At 70.5% G+C, this 20,349-nt stretch carries 17 protein-coding genes; 5 read left to right on the top strand and 12 right to left on the bottom strand.

The genetic code is table 11. The annotated features are described in order from the left end of the window. The first annotated feature begins 95 nt into the window (after positions 1 to 95). Positions 96 to 2,078: an acyl CoA:acetate/3-ketoacid CoA transferase gene (locus NFC98_RS03000; protein ID WP_254276691.1), complete on the top strand. Its 1,983-nt coding sequence runs from the start codon at positions 96 to 98 to the stop codon at positions 2,076 to 2,078. Between the two features lie 9 nt (positions 2,079 to 2,087). On the opposite strand, the gene NFC98_RS02995 is transcribed toward NFC98_RS03000, so the two are convergent. Then, positions 2,088 to 5,165, bottom strand: coding sequence for an EAL domain-containing protein (locus NFC98_RS02995; RefSeq protein WP_254276690.1), 3,078 nt, complete (start codon positions 5,163 to 5,165; stop codon positions 2,088 to 2,090). Positions 5,166 to 5,432: 267 nt separating this feature from the next. Further along, a complete protein-coding gene (locus NFC98_RS02990; protein ID WP_254276689.1) occupies positions 5,433 to 5,900 on the bottom strand; it encodes a hypothetical protein in 468 nt (155 codons plus the stop codon). Positions 5,901 to 6,061: 161 nt separating this feature from the next. Here NFC98_RS02990 and NFC98_RS02985 point away from each other — a divergent pair, with 161 nt between their 5' ends. Further along, a complete protein-coding gene (locus NFC98_RS02985; RefSeq protein ID WP_254276688.1) occupies positions 6,062 to 7,405 on the top strand; it encodes an MgtC/SapB family protein in 1,344 nt (447 codons plus the stop codon). Between the two features lie 44 nt (positions 7,406 to 7,449). Here the strand turns inward: NFC98_RS02985 and NFC98_RS02980 are convergent, their stop codons facing one another. The 5 genes from NFC98_RS02980 to NFC98_RS02960 form a co-directional block, all read right to left on the bottom strand. Continuing rightward, positions 7,450 to 7,668 carry a hypothetical protein gene (locus NFC98_RS02980; protein WP_254276687.1) on the bottom strand — a complete coding sequence of 73 codons (219 nt, stop codon included), beginning with the start codon at positions 7,666 to 7,668 and terminating at the stop codon, positions 7,450 to 7,452. A gap of 161 nt (positions 7,669 to 7,829) precedes the next feature. Beyond that, the gene (locus NFC98_RS02975; RefSeq protein WP_254276686.1) at positions 7,830 to 9,227 is read right to left on the bottom strand and encodes a uracil-xanthine permease family protein; all 1,398 of its coding nucleotides are present in this window, start codon (positions 9,225 to 9,227) and stop codon (positions 7,830 to 7,832) included. A gap of 154 nt (positions 9,228 to 9,381) precedes the next feature. Beyond that, positions 9,382 to 11,274, bottom strand: a complete 1,893-nt coding sequence (locus NFC98_RS02970; RefSeq protein WP_302055093.1) for an ABC transporter ATP-binding protein — start codon at positions 11,272 to 11,274, stop codon at positions 9,382 to 9,384. A gap of 157 nt (positions 11,275 to 11,431) precedes the next feature. Next, entirely contained in the window at positions 11,432 to 12,433 is a 1,002-nt protein-coding gene (locus NFC98_RS02965; RefSeq protein ID WP_254276685.1) for an MBL fold metallo-hydrolase, read from the bottom strand. 42 nt (positions 12,434 to 12,475) lie between these two features. Continuing rightward, complete coding sequence (locus NFC98_RS02960; RefSeq protein WP_254276684.1) at positions 12,476 to 13,666, bottom strand: Xaa-Pro peptidase family protein; 1,191 nt, start codon at positions 13,664 to 13,666, stop codon at positions 12,476 to 12,478. 182 nt (positions 13,667 to 13,848) lie between these two features. Between NFC98_RS02960 and NFC98_RS02955 the strand changes: the two genes are divergently transcribed. Then, positions 13,849 to 14,571, top strand: coding sequence for a YebC/PmpR family DNA-binding transcriptional regulator (locus NFC98_RS02955; RefSeq protein ID WP_254276683.1), 723 nt, complete (start codon positions 13,849 to 13,851; stop codon positions 14,569 to 14,571). Positions 14,572 to 14,610: 39 nt separating this feature from the next. On the opposite strand, the gene NFC98_RS02950 is transcribed toward NFC98_RS02955, so the two are convergent. Together NFC98_RS02950 and menA are read right to left on the bottom strand one after the other, a co-directional pair. After that, on the bottom strand, positions 14,611 to 15,462 hold the full coding sequence (locus NFC98_RS02950; protein WP_254276682.1) for an alpha/beta hydrolase: 852 nt from the start codon (positions 15,460 to 15,462) through the stop codon (positions 14,611 to 14,613). A gap of 40 nt (positions 15,463 to 15,502) precedes the next feature. Continuing rightward, on the bottom strand, positions 15,503 to 16,390 hold the full coding sequence (gene menA / locus NFC98_RS02945; protein WP_254276681.1) for a 1,4-dihydroxy-2-naphthoate octaprenyltransferase: 888 nt from the start codon (positions 16,388 to 16,390) through the stop codon (positions 15,503 to 15,505). A 95-nt stretch (positions 16,391 to 16,485) separates the two neighbouring features. Between menA and NFC98_RS02940 the strand changes: the two genes are divergently transcribed. Next, on the top strand, positions 16,486 to 17,379 hold the full coding sequence (locus tag NFC98_RS02940; protein ID WP_254276680.1) for a bile acid:sodium symporter family protein: 894 nt from the start codon (positions 16,486 to 16,488) through the stop codon (positions 17,377 to 17,379). Positions 17,380 to 17,384: 5 nt separating this feature from the next. After that, positions 17,385 to 18,647, top strand: coding sequence for a hypothetical protein (locus NFC98_RS02935; RefSeq protein WP_254276679.1), 1,263 nt, complete (start codon positions 17,385 to 17,387; stop codon positions 18,645 to 18,647). Between the two features lie 10 nt (positions 18,648 to 18,657). Here NFC98_RS02935 and NFC98_RS02930 read toward each other — a convergent pair whose 3' ends face one another. The 3 genes from NFC98_RS02930 to NFC98_RS02920 all read right to left on the bottom strand — a co-directional run bounded on the left by NFC98_RS02930 (position 18,658) and on the right by NFC98_RS02920 (position 20,277). After that, positions 18,658 to 19,104 carry a DUF4399 domain-containing protein gene (locus tag NFC98_RS02930; RefSeq protein ID WP_254276678.1) on the bottom strand — a complete coding sequence of 149 codons (447 nt, stop codon included), beginning with the start codon at positions 19,102 to 19,104 and terminating at the stop codon, positions 18,658 to 18,660. 134 nt (positions 19,105 to 19,238) lie between these two features. Further along, positions 19,239 to 19,430, bottom strand: coding sequence for a 4-oxalocrotonate tautomerase family protein (locus NFC98_RS02925; protein ID WP_254276677.1), 192 nt, complete (start codon positions 19,428 to 19,430; stop codon positions 19,239 to 19,241). 100 nt (positions 19,431 to 19,530) lie between these two features. Beyond that, the gene (locus tag NFC98_RS02920) at positions 19,531 to 20,277 is read right to left on the bottom strand and encodes a creatininase family protein (protein WP_254276676.1); all 747 of its coding nucleotides are present in this window, start codon (positions 20,275 to 20,277) and stop codon (positions 19,531 to 19,533) included. Positions 20,278 to 20,349 lie beyond the last annotated feature (72 nt).

Below are 20,349 nucleotides of genomic sequence, written 5' to 3'. Positions count from 1 at the left end.
TGCCGTGCCGCCCCAGCGGCTCAACGCAGCGGCGTGCTAACGTGAACGCCACACACCACCACAACAACGACAACGCACGCCGAGGGGACTCCGCCATGGAACGCCGCACCCACCCGCTGCTCACCGACCGCCCCTTCACCGAGAAGGGCAAGGTGGTCTCGGCCCACGAGGCGGTCGAGCTGATCCGCGACGGCGACGCCGTGGCCACCGGCGGCTTCGTCGGCATCGGCTTCGCCGAGCACCTGGCGGTGGCCCTGGAGGCACGCTTCCTGGAGAGCGGCGCGCCCCGCGACCTGACCCTGATGTACGCCGCCGGCCAGGGCGACGGCAAGTCCCGCGGGCTCAACCACCTGGGTCACGAGGGGCTGGTGGCCCGGGTGATCGGCGGCCACTGGGGGCTGGTGCCGGCGCTGCAGCGGCTGGCCATCGAGGGGCGCATCCAGGCCTGGAACCTGCCCCAGGGGGTGATCTCCCACCTGTTCCGCGACATCGCCGCGGGCAAGCCCGGCACCCTCACCCGGGTGGGGCTCGGCACCTTCGTCGACCCGCGCCTGGGCGGCGGGCGGATCAACGACGTGACCCCCGACGAGCGGGTACGGCTGCTACCCATCGACGGCGAGGAGTACCTCTTCTACCCGGCCCTGCCGCTGCAGGTGGCGCTGCTGCGCGGCACCACCGCCGATACCCTGGGCAACGTCACCATGGAGCGCGAGGCGCTGGTGCTCGAGGCGCTGGCCATCGCCACCGCGGTGCACAACTCCGGCGGCCTGGTGATCGTGCAGGTCGAGCGCCTCGCCGAGCGCGGCACCCTGCACCCCAAGGACGTCCGCATCCCCGGGGTGCTGGTGGACTGCGTGGTGGTGTGCGACGAGCCGGAGCACCACTGGCAGACCTTCCGCACCCCCTACAACCCGGCCTACTCCGGCGAGATCAAGGCGCCCATGGCCACCCCCGAGGCCCTGCCCCTCTCGGCGCGCAAGGTCATCGCCCGGCGGGCCGCCTTCGAGCTGGCGCCCAACAGCGTGGTGAACCTGGGGATCGGCATGCCGGAAGGGGTCGGCGCGGTGGCCAGCGAAGAGCGGGTGCTGGAACTGGTCACCCTCACCGCCGAGCCCGGGGTGATCGGCGGCCTGCCCGCCGGCGGGCTCGATTTCGGCGCGGCGCTCAATACCCAGGCGATCATCGACCAGCCCGCCCAGTTCGACTTCTACGATGGCGGCGGCCTGGACATCGCCTTCCTGGGCATGGCCCAGGTCGACGGGGCAGGCAACGTCAACGTCTCGAAATTCGGCCCGCGCCTGGCCGGGGCCGGCGGCTTCATCAACATCAGCCAGAACGCCCGCAAGGTGGTGTTCATGGGCACCTTCACCGCCAGCCGGGAGGCCCTCGAGATCGTCGATGGCCGGCTGCGCCTGCCCGAGGGCGGCCAGCCCAAGTTCATCGCCGAGGTGGAACACCGCACCTTCAGCGGCGAGCTGGCCGCCGCCGACGGCAAGCCGGTGCGCTACGTGACCGAGCGCGCCGTCTTCGAGCTCACGCCGGCGGGCATCGCCCTGATCGAGATCGCCCCGGGCGTGGACCTGGAGCGCGACATCCTGGCCCAGATGGGCTTCACGCCGCTGATGCCCGAGCCGCCGCGCGAGATGGACCCGCGCATCTTCGCCGAGGCGCCGATGGGGCTGCGCGAGACGCTGCTCGAGCGGCCCCTGGCCCAGCGCTTCCAGCTGGACGCCGCGGGCGAGGTGCTGTTCATCGACTTCGAGAACCTGCGGATCACCACCCCGGACGACGTCGCGGCGATCGAGCAGGAGGTGGAGGCGCGGCTGGCGCCGCTGGGCCGGCGGGTCTATGCGGTGGTCAACTACGACCACTGCCGCATCGACGACGCGGTGCTGGAGGCCTACACGGCCATGGTGCGCGGCCTGGAGGAGCGCTTCTATACCCGGGTCACCCGCTACACCACCAGCGGCTTCATGCGTCGCAAGCTCGGCCACGCCCTGGAGGCGCGGGCCGTGGCGCCACACATCTACCAGAGCGCCGCGGAGGCCGAGGCCCACCTGCGCGACCGCGACGCCTGAGCCAGCGCCTCAGGCGTCGAGGGCCAGCGCCTCCAGCGGCACCGGCCGCCCGAACAGGTAGCCCTGGAAGGCCCGGCAGCCGTGCGCCACCAGCCAGGCCCGCTGGGCCTCGGTCTCCACCCCCTCAGCAACCACCTCCAGCTTCAGGCTATGGGAGAGCGCGATGATACTGGCGACGATGGCCATGCTGGCCTCCTCCTCGAGCAGGTCGCGCACGAAGGACTGGTCGATCTTGAGCTGGTCCAGGGGCAACCGCTTGAGGTAGGAGAGCGACGAGTAGCCGGTCCCGAAGTCATCCAGGGCGAAGGTGATGCCCCGCTCCCGGAGCCTGAGCATCTTGTCGCGGGCGTCGTCACGCTCCTCGAGGAACAGGCTCTCGGTGACCTCGAGCTTGAGCCGCCCTGGAGGCGCCCCGCTGGCCTCCAGGGCCGCCAGCACCCGGTCGACGAAGCCCGGGTCGCGGAACTGGCGCGGGCTGACGTTCACCGACACCGTCAGCCGCGCCGTCCGCGGGTCACCGGCCCAGGCCGCCAGCTGGCGACAGGCCGTCTCTAGCACCCAGTGGCCGATCGGCACGATCAGCCGGTTCTCCTCGGCCAGAGGAATGAACACCGCGGGCGAGACCATGCCGCGCTCCGCATGCTGCCAGCGCAGCAGCGCCTCGACGCCGCACACCTTACCGCTGCCGTCCACCTGGGGCTGGTAGTGGAGCCGGAGCTCGTCGCGGGGCAGGGCCAGGCGCAGGTCGGCCTCGAGCCGCGCACGGGCCTGCAGCCGCACCTGCATCTCGGGATCGAAGAAGCTCAGCGCATTGCGTCCCGCCGACTTGGCCTGGAACAGCGCCATGTCGGCCTGCTGGAGGATCTCGTCGAGGGTGGTCTCGTGGTCACGGAACAGGGTGATGCCGATGCTCGCGGTCACCACCAGGGTCTCGTCGCCCAGGCGCACCGGCGACTGCAGCACCCCCAGCAGCTTGTTGGCGACGCGCTCGGCCACCCGGGCGACCTCGTCCTCCCCCTGCCCCAGGTCGTGCAGCAGCAGGGCAAACTCGTCGCCGCCCAGCCGCGCCAGGGTATCGGTCTCGCGCAGCACCTCGTCGAACCGCTCGGCGAGGTGCTGCAGCAGCTGGTCCCCGGCGTGGTGGCCCAGGGTGTCGTTGACTCGCTTGAAGTGGTCCAGGTCGAGGAACATCAGGGCGCCGAGCTGGCCGTTGCGGTAGCTGTCCTTGAGCGCTCCCTCGAGGCGATCCATCAGCAGGCGGCGGTTGGGCAGCCCGGTCAGCGGATCAAAGAAGGCCAGCTGGTGGATCTCGTGCTCGGCGGCCTTGCGCTCGGTGAGGTCGCTGAAGGTGGCCACGTAGTGGGTCAGCTCGCCGGCGTGATTGCGCACGGCGCTGATGGTCAGCCACTCCGGGTACACCTCACCGCTCTTGCGGCGATTCCAGATCTCGCCCTGCCAGCTGCCCTCCCTCGCCACTCGGGCCCATAGCGTCGCGTAGAAGGCCGCGTCGTGGCGCCCGGAGCTGAGCAGGCGCGGGTTGTGGCCCACCACCTCCGCCTCGGCGTAGCCGGTGATGCGGGTGAAGGTGTCGTTGACCCGCAGGATGGTGCCCTCGGCGTCGGTGATCAGCATGCCCAGGTGGGTCTCGAAGGCGGTGGCGGCGATGCGCAGCTGCGCCTCGGTGGCGCGGGACTCGGTCACGTCGCGCACCACGGCCAGGGCACCGTCCCGCCCCTGGCCGTGGTCGACCAGCGGGCTGAGCACGGTATGGAAGTCGCGGGGCTCGCCGGCGACCTCGAGGCTGTAGTCGTAGGCGGTCGGGCGTCCGGTCAGGGCCACCCGCTGGAACGCCGCCTCCAGCTGCCGGGCCATCGGGTCGGGCAGCACCTCCCGGTAGTGACGCCCCTGCAGTGCCGCGGGGGGGGCCAGCAGCAGGCCGGGATCGCCGGCGTGCACGTAGACGAAGCGTCCCTCGCCATCGAAGACGAAGATCAGGTCCTGCATCGAGCCCACCAGGGCCTCCAGGCGCGCCTCCCGGGACTGCACCTCGCGGCGGGCCTCCTCGCGCTCCCTCAGCCGGCCCTGCAGTTCCCGCTCCAGCACCAGCCGCCCCAGGTAGTGGCGCAGCAGCCAGCCGCCCAGGGCCGCCACCAGCAGGAAGAGGCCGGCGAGTAGCCAGAGGCGCTGCTGCCAGCCGGCCAGGATCACCTCGACCTCCTCCCCGACCACCACCGCCAGGGGCAGGTCCGCCACCCGCTGCATGGCATAGAGGCGCTCCCGGCCGTCCAGTGGCGAGTCGGTGCGCAGCGTAGTCTGGCGCTCGCCGCCGTCGAGGAAGGCCCGGGTCAGCGGCTCGACCACCGGCCAGCCCAGCACCTCCATGGCCCCACCACCGTCGAAGCTCGGCCGCCGGGTGACCAGCTGCATGTCGGTGTCGAGGAGGGCGATACTCTCCCCGCGGGTCATGTTCAGGCCCTCCAGCGCCTGGCCGAAGATCGCAGGGTCGAGGCGCAGGGCGGCGAGACCGATGAAGCGCCCCTCCGCGTCCCGCAGCCGACGGGCATGGACCAGATGGTGGGTCTGCCCGAAGGGCGACCAGTAGAGGGGGGTGACGAGGGCGTCCCGCGCCAGATCGTCGAGGAAGGCAGTGAAGAAGTTGCGTCCGCTGAGGTCGAAGCCGGGCGGCCACCAGGGGGCGGAGGAGGCCACGATGCGACCCGAGGCATCGACCAGGCTCAGCTCGTCGATGAAGGCGAGGCGATCGCGCTGGGCAGACAGCAGGGCCTTGAGCCGCTCGGACTCCAGAGCCGGCCCGGCCAGGGGATCATCGAGCAGCTGCGCCAGGCCCACCAGGGCGTGCTCGCTGACGGCGAAGGTGGTCGCCACCCACTCGGCAACGATATCGGCCCGGGCGACGGCGCGCTCGCGGCCGGCCTCCAGGTCGCGGTGGTGCTGGTCCCAGAGGATGCCGGCGAACAGCAGCAGGAGGGCCAGCAGGGCCACCAGATAGAGCAGCATGGCGCGGCGACGCAGGCGGGCATGACCTGCCCCGCGCTGACCTTGAGGAGTGAGGGCATCGCCACTCATGTCACCGGCGTTCCTTGCGTTAAATCAATCCAGAGGGAATATCGGTAGATCGTTCAGCAGCTTGAGCACCGAGTCAAAAGCCACCGCGTCATGGCACCCATTGAAGCAGAGAACGCCGCGGGCCACCATGCGCATCTCTGCACAGGCTCACCCCAATTCGGCCAGCGCGGCGTGGCGCGCTGGCCGCGACTCCTCGTCGCCGCCCGGCAACGACGCGGGCCGCCCTGAGGCGGCCCGGTCGGGGGTCATGCTGCCGGCTGGACGGCGTCAGTTGCGCCCTCGCCCGGCGCCTCGGCCACCCCCGGTGCCCGGCTCGTGCATGCGCTGGCGCCGCTCCTCCATGATGCGCTGGCGCATCTGCTGGCGATGCTCGGCCTGCAGCCGCTGGCGTTCCTCGGGTGAACGGGCACCCTGCATGCGCTCGGCGAAGTCCCGGCGCTCCTGCGGGTTCATCATCTGGCGACCATAGATGCCGTCGGGCTCGAACCCGCGTTCCATGGCGCGCTGACGGATCATCTGCTGGTACTCGTTGTGGATCTGCTGGCGCTCCTCGAAGGAGCGGGTGCTCTGCAGGCGCTGGCGGATCTGGTCGCGCTCCTGCTGGGTGGTCATCTGCCGGCCGTAGAGGGACTCCTCGAGATCGGCGTCCTGGGCCTGGGCCAGGCCCACGGAGAGGCTCAGCACGGCCACCGGCAGCAGGGTGGCGCAGCGCTGGAAGAGTGACTGGCGTTTCATGGCGGCTACCTCATGGGAGAGCGAGGGGAATGACGTTATTCCCTGTGCCTCTTCATATGTAGTTGGCGCGTCGCTGCCCGTCCACGGCCGGATCACCGAACCGCCGGGGATCTGTCGCCGGGTTGATGCAGGACAATCCGCGGCGGGGCAACGACCGCGGCATGGCAATTGCCACGCGCACCGTCCACCCTGAGGGAGGAGCCGCCACCGCCGCCGGGACCGCCATGGACGACGTCGCCAACCAGTTCATCGCCGCCAACCAGACCGCCATCGAGCTGGCGGTGGCCCTGCTGCTGGGGGCGCTGATCGGCATCGAGCGGGGCTGGGTGGCGCGGGAGCAGAAGTCCGGCGAGCGCATCGCCGGGATCCGCACCCACGCCCTGGTGGGCCTGCTCGGCGGCATCGCCGCCCTGCTGACCGAGGCGTTGGTCGCCTGGGCCTTCCCGCTGCTGTTCCTGGCCGTGGCGGCCATCGGCCTGGTGGCCTGGCGGGCCCGGGTGACCGAGCATCGCGACTACAGCATCACCGGCCTGATCGGGCTGCTGCTGACCTTCTGCTTCGGCGCCATTGCGGTGGCCATCGACCTGGCCCTGGCCACCGCCTGCGCGGTGATCACCGCGGTGATCCTCGACAACAAGCGCGAGATCCACGGCCTGCTCAATAAGCTGCAGGCCCACGAGCTCGACGCCGGACTCAAGCTGCTGATGATCACCGTGGTGATGCTGCCGCTGCTGCCCAACCAGGGCATGGGCCCCGGCGCGGTGCTCAACCCCTACGAGATCTGGTGGATGGTGGTGCTGATCGCCGCCATCTCCTTCGTCGGCTACTTCGCCATCCGCGTGGGCGGCCCCGAGAAGGGCATCCTCTTCACCGGTCTGTTCGCCGGGCTCAGCTCCTCCACCGCCCTGACCCTGCACTTCGCCCGCCAGTCGCGCCGCACCCCGGAGCTGGACGCCCTGCTCTCCGCCGGCATCCTGCTGGCCTGCGGCACCATGTTCCCGCGCATCCTGATCTATGCCGCGGTGATCCATCCCGCGCTGCTGCCGCGACTGCTGCTGCCGACCCTGGTCATGGGGGCCCTGCTCTACCTGCCGGCGCTGCTGATCTGGCGCCGCCACCGCCTGGCGGCGCGGGTCGAGCAGCCGACGCCGATCCAGAACCCGCTGGAGCTGCGCACGGCGCTGCTGTTCGGCGCCCTGCTGGCGCTGATCATGCTGCTGGGGGAGTGGCTGCGGGAGTGGCTGGGCCAGGCCGGCATCTACCTGCTTGCCGCCGCCTCGGGGCTGGCCGACGTCGACGCCATCACCCTGTCGCTGACGCGAATGTCCCTCGAGCGCATCGATGCCCCTACCGCGGTGCTGGGCATCGTCATCGCCGCGGCGGTGAACAACCTGGTGAAGGCCGGCCTGGCGGCCGGCTTCGGCACCCCGCGGACGGGCTGGCGGGTCGGGGGGCCGATGCTGGCGTCGCTGGCCGCGGGGCTGATGCTGGCCTGGCTGGACTGAGGCCGGCACGCCTGTCCAACCTCCCCCTCACCGCTCCGCCTCCATCAGTCCTTGTAGGGGCGCGCCAGAATCTCGTCAGGCTCGTGGCGGGCGAGGATCTCCTCGACTTCGGGCTTTGACGTATCGGGCACGATCACCTTGACCTCATGGGTGTCTCGGTCGAGGTAGAGCTTCTCCCGGGGATACCCCTCGGACATCAACTCATCATAGGCATTGATCGCCTTGTCGGCGCTGCCGTAGGCAGCCGTTACTGTCTGTGTCATGACACCCTCCTGAGCGGGTAGGCAGGATCATCGGCACCACCGGGCACCGACATGGGTTCGGGGAGGCGCCTCCCCCGACCACACTCTAGTTATAGCGCCTCGCGGATAACCGACCACGCCATCGCCACTTTCCTTGTCCCGGGTCAACGCCCACGAACGAGTCAAGTACGCTGTGTCGCTAACCGCGAGGCGGGCTCACCGCCCTCGGCGTTCATCCTCTCGGCCATCGCCGCCCGCTCGGCGGCCTCGTCGGCCAGGGAGCGGCGCGGCAGCACCAGGTTGAGGGTGAAGGCCACCAGGGCGGCGACCACGATGGGCGAGCCGCCCACCACCAGCTGGAGCATCTCGGGGAACCCAGCGATGGCCTCGGGCACGGCGTAGACCCCCATGCTCAGGGCCAGCGCCAGGCTGGCGATGGTCATGTTGCGTGCCGACATCTCGTCCTTGGTGATCAGCTGGATGCCGGTCATGGTGATCATGCCGAACACTGTGATGGTCGCCCCGCCAAGCACCGGGTAGGGAATGGTGGTCATGATGGCACCGAACTTGGGCACCAGCCCGGCCACCAGCATGAACAGCGCGGCCAGCGCCAGCACGTGGCGGCTGATCACCCGGGTCATCGCCACGATGCCGACGTTCTGGCTGTAGGAGGAGGTCGGCATGGCGCCGAAGAAGGAGCCCAGCGCAGTGGTGGCCCCGTTGCCCAGCAGCCCGCCGAACAGTTCACGGGTGGTCGGCTCGCGGTTCATGCCGCCCACCGAAGTGGCGGAGAGGTCGCCGATGGTCTGCACCGAGTTGACCACGCAGATGATCACCACCGAGAGGATCGCCGCGGGGTGGAACTCCAGCTCGAAGGGCATCAGCCGCGGGGTGGACAGCCAGCGGGCCTCGCGCACCGGGTCGAAGTCGACCATGCCGAGCGTCAGCGCCAGCCCGTAGCCCACCAGGATGCCGCAGATGATCGCCGCCAGCTTGAGGAAGCCCCGGGCAAACTGCGAGACCAGCAGCACCGTGCCCAGGGTGACCAGGGCCACCAGCCAGTGGCGCGGGTCACCGTAGTCGCTCGCCCCCACCCCGCCGGACATGTAGTGGATGGCGATGTCGTAGAGCGACAGGCCGATCACCAGCACCACGATGCCGGCCACCACGGGCGGAAACAGGTGACGGATGCGGGTGATGAACAGGCCGACCAGGATCATCGCCAGGCCGCCGACGACCTGGGCGCCGAGGATGCCGCCGATCCCGTACTGTCCGCCCACCGCCACCAGGGTGGGCACATAGGCGAAGCCCACCCCGAAGATGGTCGGCAGGCGAGAGCCGAAGCGGCCCAGGCCGTAGAGCTGGATGAGGGTGGAGACGCCCGCGGCGATCAGCGAGACCTGGATCAGCAGCATCTGCTCGGCGAGGGTGCCGCCCACCGCGCCGACCACGATGATCGGCACGGTCACCGTGCCCATGATCATGGCCAGGATGTGCTGCAGGGAGAGGGGCAGGGCCTTGGCCAGGGGCGGCCGGCCATGGAAGTCGAAGACGGACTGGCTGTGTCGTGGTGTGCTCATCGAAGGGCTCGTGGCTGTTGTTATGTATACAGGGTAACCACAAGAAGGTAGTCAATATGAGAAGTTATAGGTAGACGTCTTTTGTATACATTTATGCCCGAGCCACGCCCGCCTCGCGGCGAAGGCCCGGGTGCCTGCCTGGGGAAAGGGTGCGCTACGCCGGATCGTGCCGCTCGTGGCCGGAACCGATGTCGATATCCACGCCGATGAAGCCGCCGGACTGGCGGCGCCAGAGGGCGGCATAGAGCCCTTCGCGGGCCAGCAGCTCGCGGTGGGTGCCGGTTTCCACGATGCGTCCCTCGTCGATCACCACCAGCCGGTCGAGCATGGCGATGGTGGAGAGGCGATGGGCGATGGCGATCACCGTCTTGCCCGCCATCAGCGCGTAGAGCTGCTCCTGGATCGCCGCCTCCACCTCGGAGTCCAGCGCCGAGGTGGCCTCGTCCAGCACCAGGATGGGGGCGTTCTTGAGCAGCACCCGGGCGATGGCGATGCGCTGGCGCTGGCCGCCGGAGAGCTTGACGCCCCGCTCGCCCACGTGGGCATCCAGGCCGCGGCGCCCCTGCAGGTCCACCAGCTCGTCGATGAAGGTGTCGGCATGGGCGCGGCGCACCGCCTCAAGGATCGCCGCCTCGCTGGCCTCGGGGCTGCCGTAGCGGATGTTGTCGCGCAACGAGCGGTGCAGCAGCGAGGTGTCCTGGGTGACCATGCCGATATGGCGCCGCAGCGACTCCTGAGTGACGCCGGCGATGTCCTGGCCATCGATCAGGATGCGCCCGCCCTCCAGATCAAAGAAGCGCAGCAGCAGGTTGGCGAGCGTCGACTTACCGGCCCCGGAGCGGCCGATCAGCCCCACCTTCTCGCCGGGGGCGATGGTGAGCGTGAGGCCGTCAAACACTCTTCGGCCCTCGCCGTCCTGGCGCGCGTAGCCGAAGCGCAGCGCCTCGAAGCGGATCTCGCCGCGGGGCACCGAGAGAGGGCCGGCGTCGGGGGCGTCCCTCACCGCGGGCTCCCGGGCGATGGTGTTGAGGCCGTCCTGCACGGTGCCGATGTTCTCGAACAGGCTTGCCACCTCCCAGAGGATCCAGTTGGACATGAAGCGGATGCGCATCACCAGGGCGATGGCCACGGCGATGATGCCCAGCGACACCGCCTCCAGGTACCAGGCGCCGATGGCCATGGCCGCCACCCCGGCCAGCAGCAGGGAGTTGAGCAGGGTCAGGGTCACGGTGAGGCCGGTGGCCAGGCGCATCTGCCGATGCACCGTGGCCATGAACGGCTCCATGGCATCGCGGGCATAGGCCTGCTCGCGGCGGGTGTCGGCGAACAGCTTGATGGTCTGGATGTTGCTGTAGCTGTCGACGATGCGCCCGGTCATCACCGCCCGGGCATCGGCCTGCGCCATGGAGACCGCCCGCAGGCGCGGCACGAAGACCCCCATGATCGCCCCATAGCCCAGCAGCCACACCACCAGCGGCAGCATCAGCCAGGGCTCGGCCTGCCCCATCAGCAGCATGGCGCCGGCAAGGTAGACGACCACGTAGACCATCAGGTCCATCAGCTTCATCACCGTCTCGCGCACCGCCAGGGCCGTCTGCATCACCTTCTGGGAGACCCGCCCGGCAAACTCGTCCTGGTAGAAGGCCAGGCTCTGGCCCAGCATGTGGCGATGGGCCAGCCAGCGGCCGATCATCGGGTAGTTGCCGAAGATGCTCTGGTGGGTCACCAGCGCCTGCAGCAGGGTCAGCAGCGGCAGCACGACCACCACCAGCGCCGCCATGCCGGCCAGCCGCCAGCCGTACTCGGCGAAGAAGCCCTCGCGCTCGGCCCCGGCCAGCCAGTCCACCAGCTCCCCCATCCAGGAGAAGAACAGCACCTCCGCCGCCGAGACCAGGGCGGTGAGCAGCGACATCACCAGCAGCAGCGGCAGCACCGGCCGCGAGAAATGCAGGATGAAGGGGAACAGCCCCCGGGGCGGCGTGCCGTGCGCCTCCTCGGGGTAGGGGTTCACCAGGGTCTCGAAGTAGCGCAGCAGCGGGCGAAACATGGCGATCTCGGCTGGGGGTGATCGGCCCATGATACGCTGGCTCACGGCCTGATCGACGATCTGGAGCGACGTCTCGCCGCCTGAGTCGTCGGTGGTCACGGAGGATGCCCGCCGCGGGCAGCCGCAGCGGGCGCCAGGTCGGCCGGGATCACCGCCTTCAGCGGTCCTCACGGATCGGGCCGAACTCCACCGGCAGCCAGCGATAGCCCTCGCCCTCGCGGATCACATGGCCGATGCCGGGAAACGGCAGGTGGGCGCCGGCCACCCAGTGCGCGTCCTCGGCAGCGCCCTCGAGCACCGCCTGGCGGGTCGCGATGGCCTGCTCGGGGTCGGTGTCGAACTCGATCGCCACGCTCGGGTCATCGAACTGCACGCCGTAGCTGTGCACCACGTCGCCCCATACCAGGATCTCGTCGTCCTCGCCCTCGAACAGGAAGCTGGCATGGCCCGGCGTATGGCCGTGGGTGTCCCTGGCCTGGATGCCCGGCAGCAGCTCGTCACCGGGCTCGAAGGTCGAGAAGCGCCCCGCCTCGCGGTAAGGTGCCACGGCGTTGCGCGCCATGTCGAAGAAGGCACGCTCCTCCTCGGGGACGGCCTCGGCCCGGGACTCGCTCAGCCAGAAGTCGGCATCGCCCCGGCTGGTGCGCAGCTCGGCGTTGGGATAGACCGGCCTGCCCTCGCCATCCACCAGCCCGCAGACGTGATCCGGATGCAGGTGGGTCATCAGCAGGGTATCGACCTCCTCCGGGGCATAGCCCGAGGCACGCAGGTTGGCTTCCACCTGCCCCAGGGTCGGGCCGAAGCAGGCCGCGGAGCCCGCATCCACCAGCACCAGATGGTCACCGGTATGGACCAGGAAGGCGTTGACCGCCGTCTGCACGCCCGACTCGGTATCGATGAACAGCGCATCCAGGTGGGTGCGCAGCGCCTCCTGGTCCATGCCCGTCAGCAGCCCGGTATCCAGGTCGATGTAGCCGTCATAGAGTGCCGTGACCTCATGCCGGTCGACCATCATGCGAAACCAGCCGGGCACCTGCTCGCGACGCTGGTCGGGCGGTGCGGCCTGGACGGCGAGCGACAGCGACGCCAGAGTGAGCGCCAGGGCGCCGACGGCCGGCACGGGGCCGGGGACGAGCATCTTCGGGGCCATCACCTTCATGGGTACCTCCTCGGTCAGGGCTTTATCGTGGCGGCCGAGCGCTCAGGCCGGCCGTTCATTGAGCTGCCAGTCGTTGTCGGTGAGCGGCTCGCCGCCCTCCGGGGTGACCCGCACGGTATCGCTGAGGCCGATCCCCCACTCACCCGGCAGGCGCAGGCAGAGCGGCAGGTGGAAGACCATGTCGGCGGCGAACGCCCGCGGCTGGCCGCGGGCGATATAGCCGGTGCCCTCGACCCAGCTGGGCGGGAACTGGGCCCCCACCGCATAGCCGAACACTCCCGAGAAGAACAGCCGGTCGGCCTGGGGGGCCAGCACCGCCTCGGCGGCGCGGGCGGCATCGTCGAAGGTACGGCCGGGGCGCATCTGGGCGGTGAGCGCCTCGAAGAGGCCGCGACACAGGTCGCGGACCGCCTGCATCTCGCGACTGGCCCGCCCCGCCACGGCGGTGCGCATCATCGGGGCAGTGTAGCGCTGGAAAGCCGAGCCGAACTCCAGGAACACCGGGTCCCCCGCCTCGATGACGGTGCGCTTGTGGTTGACGTGAATGATGCTGATGCGCCGCCCGCTGGTGACGATGGGCTGCAGGCTCATGAACTCGCTGCCGGCCGCCAGCATCGCACGGGCACCCTCGGCGGCGACCTCGTTGTCGGTGACCCCGGGGGCGATCACCGACTCGGCGGCGGCGAGGCCGGCCGAGGTGATCCGTGCGCTCTCGCGCAGGCAGTCGAGCTCCGCCGGCGTCTTGACGATCCGGATGCGATCGACGACGTCGCCGCCGTCGTCACGAAAGCGCCCGGCACCGAGCCGCGCCTGCAGCTCGCGGATCACGCCGAAGCGCAGGCCGGCGCCGAAGGCATCCAGGCCGATGGCCCGGAACGGGGCCAGGGTCTCGGCCAGTGGCTCGATCACCTCCTCGACCCCTTCCCAGCGGTAGCCGAGGATCTCGTCCACCTCGGCGGTGACCACGGCCGGGCCGGTCTCGATGGAGGGCACCTGCAACACCCGCCGGTCGGCCGAGACCACCAGTGCCGTGTGCACCGAGACCTCGAAGGTGTGGTAGCCGGTCAGGTAGAAGATGTCGGCGGGGTCGGTCAGCAGCAGCGCCTCGAGGCCCGCGTCGACCATCGCGGCGCGCACCCGGGCGAGGCGGGACGCGAACTCCTCGTGGGCGAAGGGCAGCTCGGCACCGGCGAGGTGGTCGGCCAGGGCATGGCGGTAGGCGTGGTGGTCCATGAGCACTCTCCGGGCAGCGCCGTGATGGCGTTCGAGCGAGGGTCGACCCCGACGGGTCGGGGCTACCGGCAGTGTAGACCCGACCCGGCGCACGCCACCGCGAGGAAGCGAAAATATCCCTGTTCGCCTCCGGCCCGGTTTCGTAGAATTCCGCCACATGTTGAACGCCACAGGACAACGATATGGGTAGGGCCTTCCAGAACCGCAAGGAATCCATGGCCAAGACGGCCGCCGCCAAGACCAAGGTGTACAGCAAGTACGGCCGGGAGATCTACGTGGTCGCCAAGCAGGGCGGCACCGACCCCGCCGGCAACCTCAGCCTGCGCGGCCTGATCGAGCGCGCCAAGAAGGACCAGGTGCCCTCGCACGTCATCGAGAAGGCCCTGGACAAGGCCAGCGGCGTGGGCGGCGAGGACTTCTCCCCGGCCCGCTACGAGGGGTTCGGCCCCGGCAACTGCATGGTCATCGTCGACTGCCTGACCGACAACCCAAACCGCACCTTCGGCGACGTGCGCGCCTGCTTCAACAAGGCCAAGAGCAAGCTCGGCACCCCCGGCAGCGTCAGCCACATGTTCGACCACTGCGCCATCCTGGCCTTCGCCGGCGATGACGAGGAGGCCACCCTGGAGGCGCTGATGGAGGCCGATGTCGACGTCACCGACATCGAGAACGAGGAGGGCCGGATCACCGTCTTCGCCCCGCACACCGAGTATGCCAAGGCCAAGCAGGCACTGCTCGACGCCTTCGGCGAGCTCGACTTCGAGGTCGACGAGATCCAGTTCGTGCCCCAGACCGTGACGCCCATCGAGGGCGACGACGTGGCGATGTTCGAGAAGCTGCTCGATACCCTCAACGACCTGGACGACGTACAGAACGTCTTCCACAGCGCCGAACTGCCCGAGTAGTCCCCTGCCCCGCCTGCCGCCCGCTCAGGGCGGCAGCCATCAGCGCCGCGGCAGGTGCGCCAGCTCCGTCAGGAAGGCGTCGATCCCCGCGGAGTAGTCCGGCTCGCTCTCCAGGAAGCCGGTGTTGTGGCCGCCGCGGATCTCGAGCAGCCGCTTCGGGTCACGCGCCGCCCGGTAGACCGCCTCCCCCTCGCTGAAGGGGATGATCTCGTCGTCGCGGCTGTGGATCACCAGCAGCGGCGCCTCGACGCCCTGGACATGAGCCTCGGTGTCATGGGAGACGCGCGCCAGCCAGCGCGCCGGCAGGAAGGGGTAGAGGCGCTGCCCGAGCTTGGGCACCGAGCGGAAGGGCGACTCCAGGATCACCGCCGCCGGCCCGTCCTCCTCGAGCCCCTCTGCTTCCAACGTCATGGTCAGCTCGGCGGCCACGGCGGCCCCCAGGGAGCGGCCGAACAGCACGATCTCCTCCGGCGCCAGGCCGGCCGCCTCGCGCAGCCAGCGCCACCCGGCCCGGGCATCCAGCGCCAGGCCCTCCTCGGAGGGTCGCCCCTCGCTGCGCCCGTAGCCGCGATAGTCGAGGATCAGTACCGAGAGCCCCAGGCGATGGAACTGCGCCAGAGAGTCGAGGCGGTGGGAGAGGTTGCCGGCGTTGCCATGCAGGAAGAGCAGGCTGGCTCGGGGCCGCTCGTGGGGCAGCCACCAGGCGTCCAGGGCCAGGCCGTCCTCGGTCTCGAGGGTCACCGGCGACCAGGCCAGGCCGCGATCGGCCGGGGTGCCGATGGGCTCGCGGCCCATGTGCGGCAGGTAGAGCAGCCGCTCCTGGAAGGCCCAGGCCAGCGCCACCACCAGCAGGTAGACCAGGGCGATCCCCACCAACCAGCGCAGCAGCATCGTTTGCCTCCTTCCGCGCCCGTTCGTGACCGAGCGAAGCTCAGCCGTTCCCTGCCGCCAGGCGCAATCCCAGCCACAGGGCCATCATCAGGGAGTAGAGCGCCGTCAGGCCCAGCAGCCCATTGAGCGCCGCGCCGTCGCGGCGGCGCATCTCGCGCGCGAGCCCCAGCGCCGCCAGGCCCGTGACACCCCAGGCGCTCCAGGCCCAGGCGGCCAGCCCCAGCGGCAGCGTGGCCGCCAGCGGCCCTGCTGTCAGGAGGGCGAACAGTCGCCGGGTGGCGCCCGGCCCCATGCGCACCGCCAGGGTGATCTTGCCGGCGCGGGCGTCGGTATGGCGGTCGCGCAGGTTGTTGACCACCAGGATGGCAGCCACCGGCATGCCCACCAGCAGGCTCGCCGCCACCGCCTCCCGGGTGATCGGGCTCTGCTGGGCCAGCAGACTGCCCAGCACCGCCACCGGCCCGAAGAAGCCCCACACCGCGACCTCCCCCAGCCCCCGGTTGGCGTAGGGGCGCCTGCCACCGCTGTAGCCGAGCACGCCGAGCAGCGCCAGGCCGCCCAGCCCCCACAGCAGCCAGTGGCCGAAGAGCACAAGCCAGAGCCCCGTGGCGACGGCAACGCCCAGGGTCACGGCGAGGCCCGCGCGCAGCTCGCCGGCGCTGAGCCAGCCCGCCTGCAGGGCGCGGGTGGGCCCCAGGCGGTCGGCCTGATCCACGCCGGAGAGGCCATCGAAGAGGTCATTGGCCAGGTTGACCGCCAGCTGCAGCGCCAGCGCGCAGGCCAGGCAGAGCGCGGCGGTCGGCCAGGCGAAGTGGCCGGGCACCACCAGCGCCTGGCCCAGCAGCACCGGCCCCACCGCGGCGGGCAGCGTGCGCGGGCGCAGCGTCTGCCCCCAGACCCTCACCTTGTGGCTCGCCGCCGCGGTCATCGACCCCCTCCCTGAGCGCGCCGCCGCCCGTCGCCGCGGCGCATGACATGGGGCATACTCTGTGGCGTATCTCACCTGCCTGCAAGGAGATAAGGATGTCCGCAGCCTGGTTGTCCCAGGTGGCACTGCCCTGGGTGCTGGCCAGCGTGATGATGGCCATGGGCCTCAGCCTGACCGGGGCCGACTTCATCCGCACCTGGCGCCACCCTCACCGGGTGCTGCTCGGCACCGGCCTGCAGATGCTGGCCCTGCCGCTGCTGGCCTGGGCGCTGGTGCTGCTGCTCCCCCTGCCGCCCCTGGCAGCGGCCGGCCTGCTGCTGGTGGCCCTGGTGCCGGGCGGGGCCACCTCCAACATGTTCAGCTATCTGGTCCAGGGCGACCTGGCCCTGTCGGTCACCCTGACCGCCATCGCCGCCGTGCTGGCGCCCTTCACCCTGCCGCTGGTGATGGGCTGGAACCTGACGCTGCTGGGCCTCGCCAGCGGTGGTCTCTCGCTGCCCTACTGGCAGACCGTCGGCCAGCTGCTGCTGGTCACCCTGCTGCCGGTGCTGGCGGGCATGCTGCTGCGCCAGGCCCTGCCGGGGCCCTGGCTGGCGGTGGTGCTGCCCGGGGTGAAGGGGTTCACCGGGGTGGCGATGATCTCGGTGGTGGTGGCGCTCTTCGCCAGCCACGCCGAACGGCTGCCGTCCCTGGTCAGCCTCGAGACCCTCGCCGTGCTGCTGCTCTGCCTCTCGAGCATGCTGCTGGGCCACCGGGTCGCCCGCCGGCTGCACCTGCCCCACGACAGCGTGCGCGCCATCACCGTGGAGGTGGGCGTGCAGAACGCCGGGGTGGCGATGATGGTGGCCTTCGTGCTGCTGCAGCAGCCGGCCATCGGCCTGGTGCCGCTGCTCTACGGCCTGCTGATGAACGTGCCGGTGTTCCTGTGGATGTTCGCCTGCCTGTGGCGGGATCGCCATCCGGCAGCGACGGTCGTCAGGAGGCCCTGACCGTCATGGCATTCACCCTGGAGCGCGCCGCTCCCGGCCGGCTCGTCGCGCTGCTGGCCGGGGTGCTGGCGCTCATCCTGTTGCTGGCCGCCGCCCCTCGGGCCCAGGCCGAGCCGGCCGCGCCGACCCCGACACCCTCCGCCAGCGAGAGCGAGGTGCTCTGGTACTTCTGGCGCGACCACTGCCCCTTCTGCCGCGAGGCCGCCGCCTGGCTGGACCGGCTGGAGGAGGCGCAGCCCACCCTCGAGGTGCGCCGCGTCGAGGTGGTGCAGGATCCGGCCGGACGCGCCCGCTTCCTCGCCATGATGGCCGAGCGCGGCGAGTCCCCCAACGCCGTGCCCACCTTTATCCTGAACGACGAAGTGTGGGTGGGTTTCTCGCCGGCCATTGCCGAGACCCTCGAGGCACGACTCTCCGCAGAGCCAGCGGCAGACGCCTCCCGCTGGCGGCTCGATCTGGGGCCGCTGGGGCGCGTCGACCTGGCCGGGGAGTCGATGCTCTTCGCCACCCTGATGATCGCCTTCGTGGACGGCTTCAACCCCTGCTCGCTGTGGGTGCTGACCGTGCTGCTGGCGATGATCCTCGGCAGCGGCTCCCGGGCGCGCACCGCCGCGGTGGGCGGCACCTTCCTGCTGGTCACCGCCGCCCTCTACGGACTCTTCATCACCGGCCTGTTCGCCGCCCTCTCGGTGGCCCGGCACCTGGCCGGCATCCAGCTGGCGGTGGCGCTGTTCGCCCTCGCCTTCGGCGCCGTCAACGTCAAGGACTACTTCGCCCTGCACCGTGGCGTCTCCTTCAGCATTCCCGAGCGCTTCAAGCCCCGCATCTATCGCGGCAGCCGGGCGGTGCGCCGCGAACGCCCGCTCCCCGTGACCCTGCTGGTCACCGTGGTGCTGGCCGGGGGCGTGGCCCTGGTGGAGCTGCCCTGCACCGCCGGCTTTCCGGTGGTCTGGAGCTCGCTGCTGGCCGAGGCCGGGGTCGAGGGAGCCGCCTTTGCCGGCCTGCTGGCCGCCTACCTGCTGGTCTACCTGCTCGACGAGATCCTGGTGCTGGCGGTGGCCATCGTGACCCTGCGCATCGGCCGGATGCAGGAGACCCACGGCCGTACGCTCAAGCTGATCGGCGGGATGGTGATGCTGGCACTGGGGGTGGCCATGCTGGTGGCGCCGGGAATGATGGAGAGCCTGAGCGGGTCGCTGGCGGTGATCGGTCTTGCCCTGGTCGGCGCCCTGGGGGTGATGGCCGTCAGCCGCCTGCGCGGCGCCTGACGGCCCCCTGCTACTCCACGGTCACGGTGATGACGTCGGAAACCAGCGGCGGGTCGAAGCTGACGTGGCGGTAGTCCATGAACAGCAGCTGCAGGGTGTACTCCCCCGGCTCCAGCTCCAGGTTGCCCTCGGTCTGGCCGCCGCCGAAGTGGCGGGTGTGGTCGGTGAAGGGCAGCGGCGCGTCAAGGTCCACCTCCTCCAGCGGCATGTTCACCAGCAGGTGGTGGTGGCCGGTATCCGGCAGGTCGGCCCCTGCCGGCGCCACGCCCATGCCCTTGAGGCCCATCCGCACGGTCACCGGGCTCGACAGGGTGGCGCCATCCTCCGGCGAGATGAGGTAGACCTCGGCGCCTTCGGCGGCCGAGACGCGCTCCAGCTCCGCCATGGCCGGGGCCGCCAGCAGCGCGCTGCCGGCAAGCCCCAGCGCCAGGGCCAGGGAATAGGTCCGCTTGCTCATGGTTCTCTCCTTTGCCATTTCGCGATGGCGTGCAGGGCGGCATCCACCACCCGGTAGGCTCATTCGGGCCGATGGCAGCCCGCTCCCGCCTCAAAGCCTAGCCCAGGGCAGCCGGGTTGGCAGGCGGGTCCTGCTCAGTCCCCGGCGATGTCGCAGCCCATCACGCCGCCGCGGGCCCAGTGATCACCGTCCACCTCCTGGAAGAACACCTGCACGGACTCCGGGCGGGCCCCGTAGACCTCCTCGAAGGCCTCGGTGATGCGTCGCGCCAGCTCGCGCTTCTGCTCCAGGTCGCGGGGAAACTGCTGGATGGTGACGATGGGCATGGTGGTCTCCTTGGGCGGGGATCGCCGTCGTGAAAATGGCAGGCCACGATAGCAGAAACCCGCCGAGGGGCGGGTTCCGGTGGGCGATGCGTGCAGGGGTTCAGCGGCCGGCGACGAACGCCTGGTAGGCCTCCCAGGCGTCCTCGACGCCCGCCTCGAGGAAGCGTGCGCCGTGCTCGGCGCTGGCCAGGGAGGGGTCGGAGCCCATGCGCCCGTCGGGGAAGCGCCGGCGGAAGGTATGGGCATCGCACTGGGCGCTGCCGGCGGGCGCACGGCGTGGCGACATGCTGACCTCCCTCACCGTCTGGGGGGCGGCGTGCCAGGCCAGCGATACCTCGGAGGCGGTGGCGTGGGAACCCTCGGCCTCGCCGTAGAGCGACTCGGCCAGTTCGCGGCCGCGGCGGCCGGCGAACCAGTTGAAGAGCCGCAGGTGCAGCTCGCCGACCGCCTCGCGGCCCAGGCTGCGCTCGGCGAGCACCTCGGCGAAGGCCGCGTTCACGGTGGCGATATTCCCCCCGTGGCCGTTGAGGAAGAAGATGTGGGTGAAGCCGTGGTGGGCGAGCGACTCGATGGTGTCGCGCAGCACCGCGACCAGGGTGCTCGGCCGCAGGGTCAGGCTGCCGGGAAAGGCCAGGTGGTGCTGCGCCATGCCGATCGCCTGGGTCGGGCCCACCAGCACCCCGTGGCGCTCGCCCAGCGCCCAGGCGATCGCCTCGGGGCAGAGGGCATCGGTGCCGACCGGGCCGTTGGGCCCGTGCTGCTCGGTGGAGCCGATGGGCAGGATGATGCCCGTCGAGTGTGCCAGGTAGGCTTCCACCTCCTGCCAGGTGACGTGTTGCAGTCGCATCGATGCTCTCCCCGTTGGCCGGCCGATGACGCCATGATGGCAGATCCGCCCTGGCGCTGCCCGCCGATCACC

This window comes from Halomonas sp. 3H (assembly GCF_024206005.1).
In the GTDB taxonomy this organism is placed as follows: Bacteria; Pseudomonadota; Gammaproteobacteria; order Pseudomonadales; family Halomonadaceae; genus Halomonas; species Halomonas campaniensis.
The sequence above is the reverse complement of the archived record's forward strand: the minus strand, read 5'-3'. Positions and strand labels throughout refer to the sequence as shown.

What these genes read in the sequence shown, in the direction of transcription:
- NFC98_RS03000 (WP_254276691.1), top strand. Translation starts at nt 96, where the DNA reads ATGGAACGCCGCACCCACCCGCTGCTCACCGACCGCCCCTTCACCGAG.
- NFC98_RS02995 (WP_254276690.1), bottom strand. Translation starts at nt 5,165, where the DNA reads ATGAGTGGCGATGCCCTCACTCCTCAAGGTCAGCGCGGGGCAGGTCAT.
- NFC98_RS02990 (WP_254276689.1), bottom strand. Translation starts at nt 5,900, where the DNA reads ATGAAACGCCAGTCACTCTTCCAGCGCTGCGCCACCCTGCTGCCGGTG.
- NFC98_RS02985 (WP_254276688.1), top strand. Translation starts at nt 6,062, where the DNA reads ATGGCAATTGCCACGCGCACCGTCCACCCTGAGGGAGGAGCCGCCACC.
- NFC98_RS02980 (WP_254276687.1), bottom strand. Translation starts at nt 7,668, where the DNA reads ATGACACAGACAGTAACGGCTGCCTACGGCAGCGCCGACAAGGCGATC.
- NFC98_RS02975 (WP_254276686.1), bottom strand. Translation starts at nt 9,227, where the DNA reads ATGAGCACACCACGACACAGCCAGTCCGTCTTCGACTTCCATGGCCGG.
- NFC98_RS02970 (WP_302055093.1), bottom strand. Translation starts at nt 11,274, where the DNA reads ATGTTTCGCCCGCTGCTGCGCTACTTCGAGACCCTGGTGAACCCCTAC.
- NFC98_RS02965 (WP_254276685.1), bottom strand. Translation starts at nt 12,433, where the DNA reads ATGAAGGTGATGGCCCCGAAGATGCTCGTCCCCGGCCCCGTGCCGGCC.
- NFC98_RS02960 (WP_254276684.1), bottom strand. Translation starts at nt 13,666, where the DNA reads ATGGACCACCACGCCTACCGCCATGCCCTGGCCGACCACCTCGCCGGT.
- NFC98_RS02955 (WP_254276683.1), top strand. Translation starts at nt 13,849, where the DNA reads ATGGGTAGGGCCTTCCAGAACCGCAAGGAATCCATGGCCAAGACGGCC.
- NFC98_RS02950 (WP_254276682.1), bottom strand. Translation starts at nt 15,462, where the DNA reads ATGCTGCTGCGCTGGTTGGTGGGGATCGCCCTGGTCTACCTGCTGGTG.
- menA (WP_254276681.1), bottom strand. Translation starts at nt 16,390, where the DNA reads ATGACCGCGGCGGCGAGCCACAAGGTGAGGGTCTGGGGGCAGACGCTG.
- NFC98_RS02940 (WP_254276680.1), top strand. Translation starts at nt 16,486, where the DNA reads ATGTCCGCAGCCTGGTTGTCCCAGGTGGCACTGCCCTGGGTGCTGGCC.
- NFC98_RS02935 (WP_254276679.1), top strand. Translation starts at nt 17,385, where the DNA reads ATGGCATTCACCCTGGAGCGCGCCGCTCCCGGCCGGCTCGTCGCGCTG.
- NFC98_RS02930 (WP_254276678.1), bottom strand. Translation starts at nt 19,104, where the DNA reads ATGAGCAAGCGGACCTATTCCCTGGCCCTGGCGCTGGGGCTTGCCGGC.
- NFC98_RS02925 (WP_254276677.1), bottom strand. Translation starts at nt 19,430, where the DNA reads ATGCCCATCGTCACCATCCAGCAGTTTCCCCGCGACCTGGAGCAGAAG.
- NFC98_RS02920 (WP_254276676.1), bottom strand. Translation starts at nt 20,277, where the DNA reads ATGCGACTGCAACACGTCACCTGGCAGGAGGTGGAAGCCTACCTGGCA.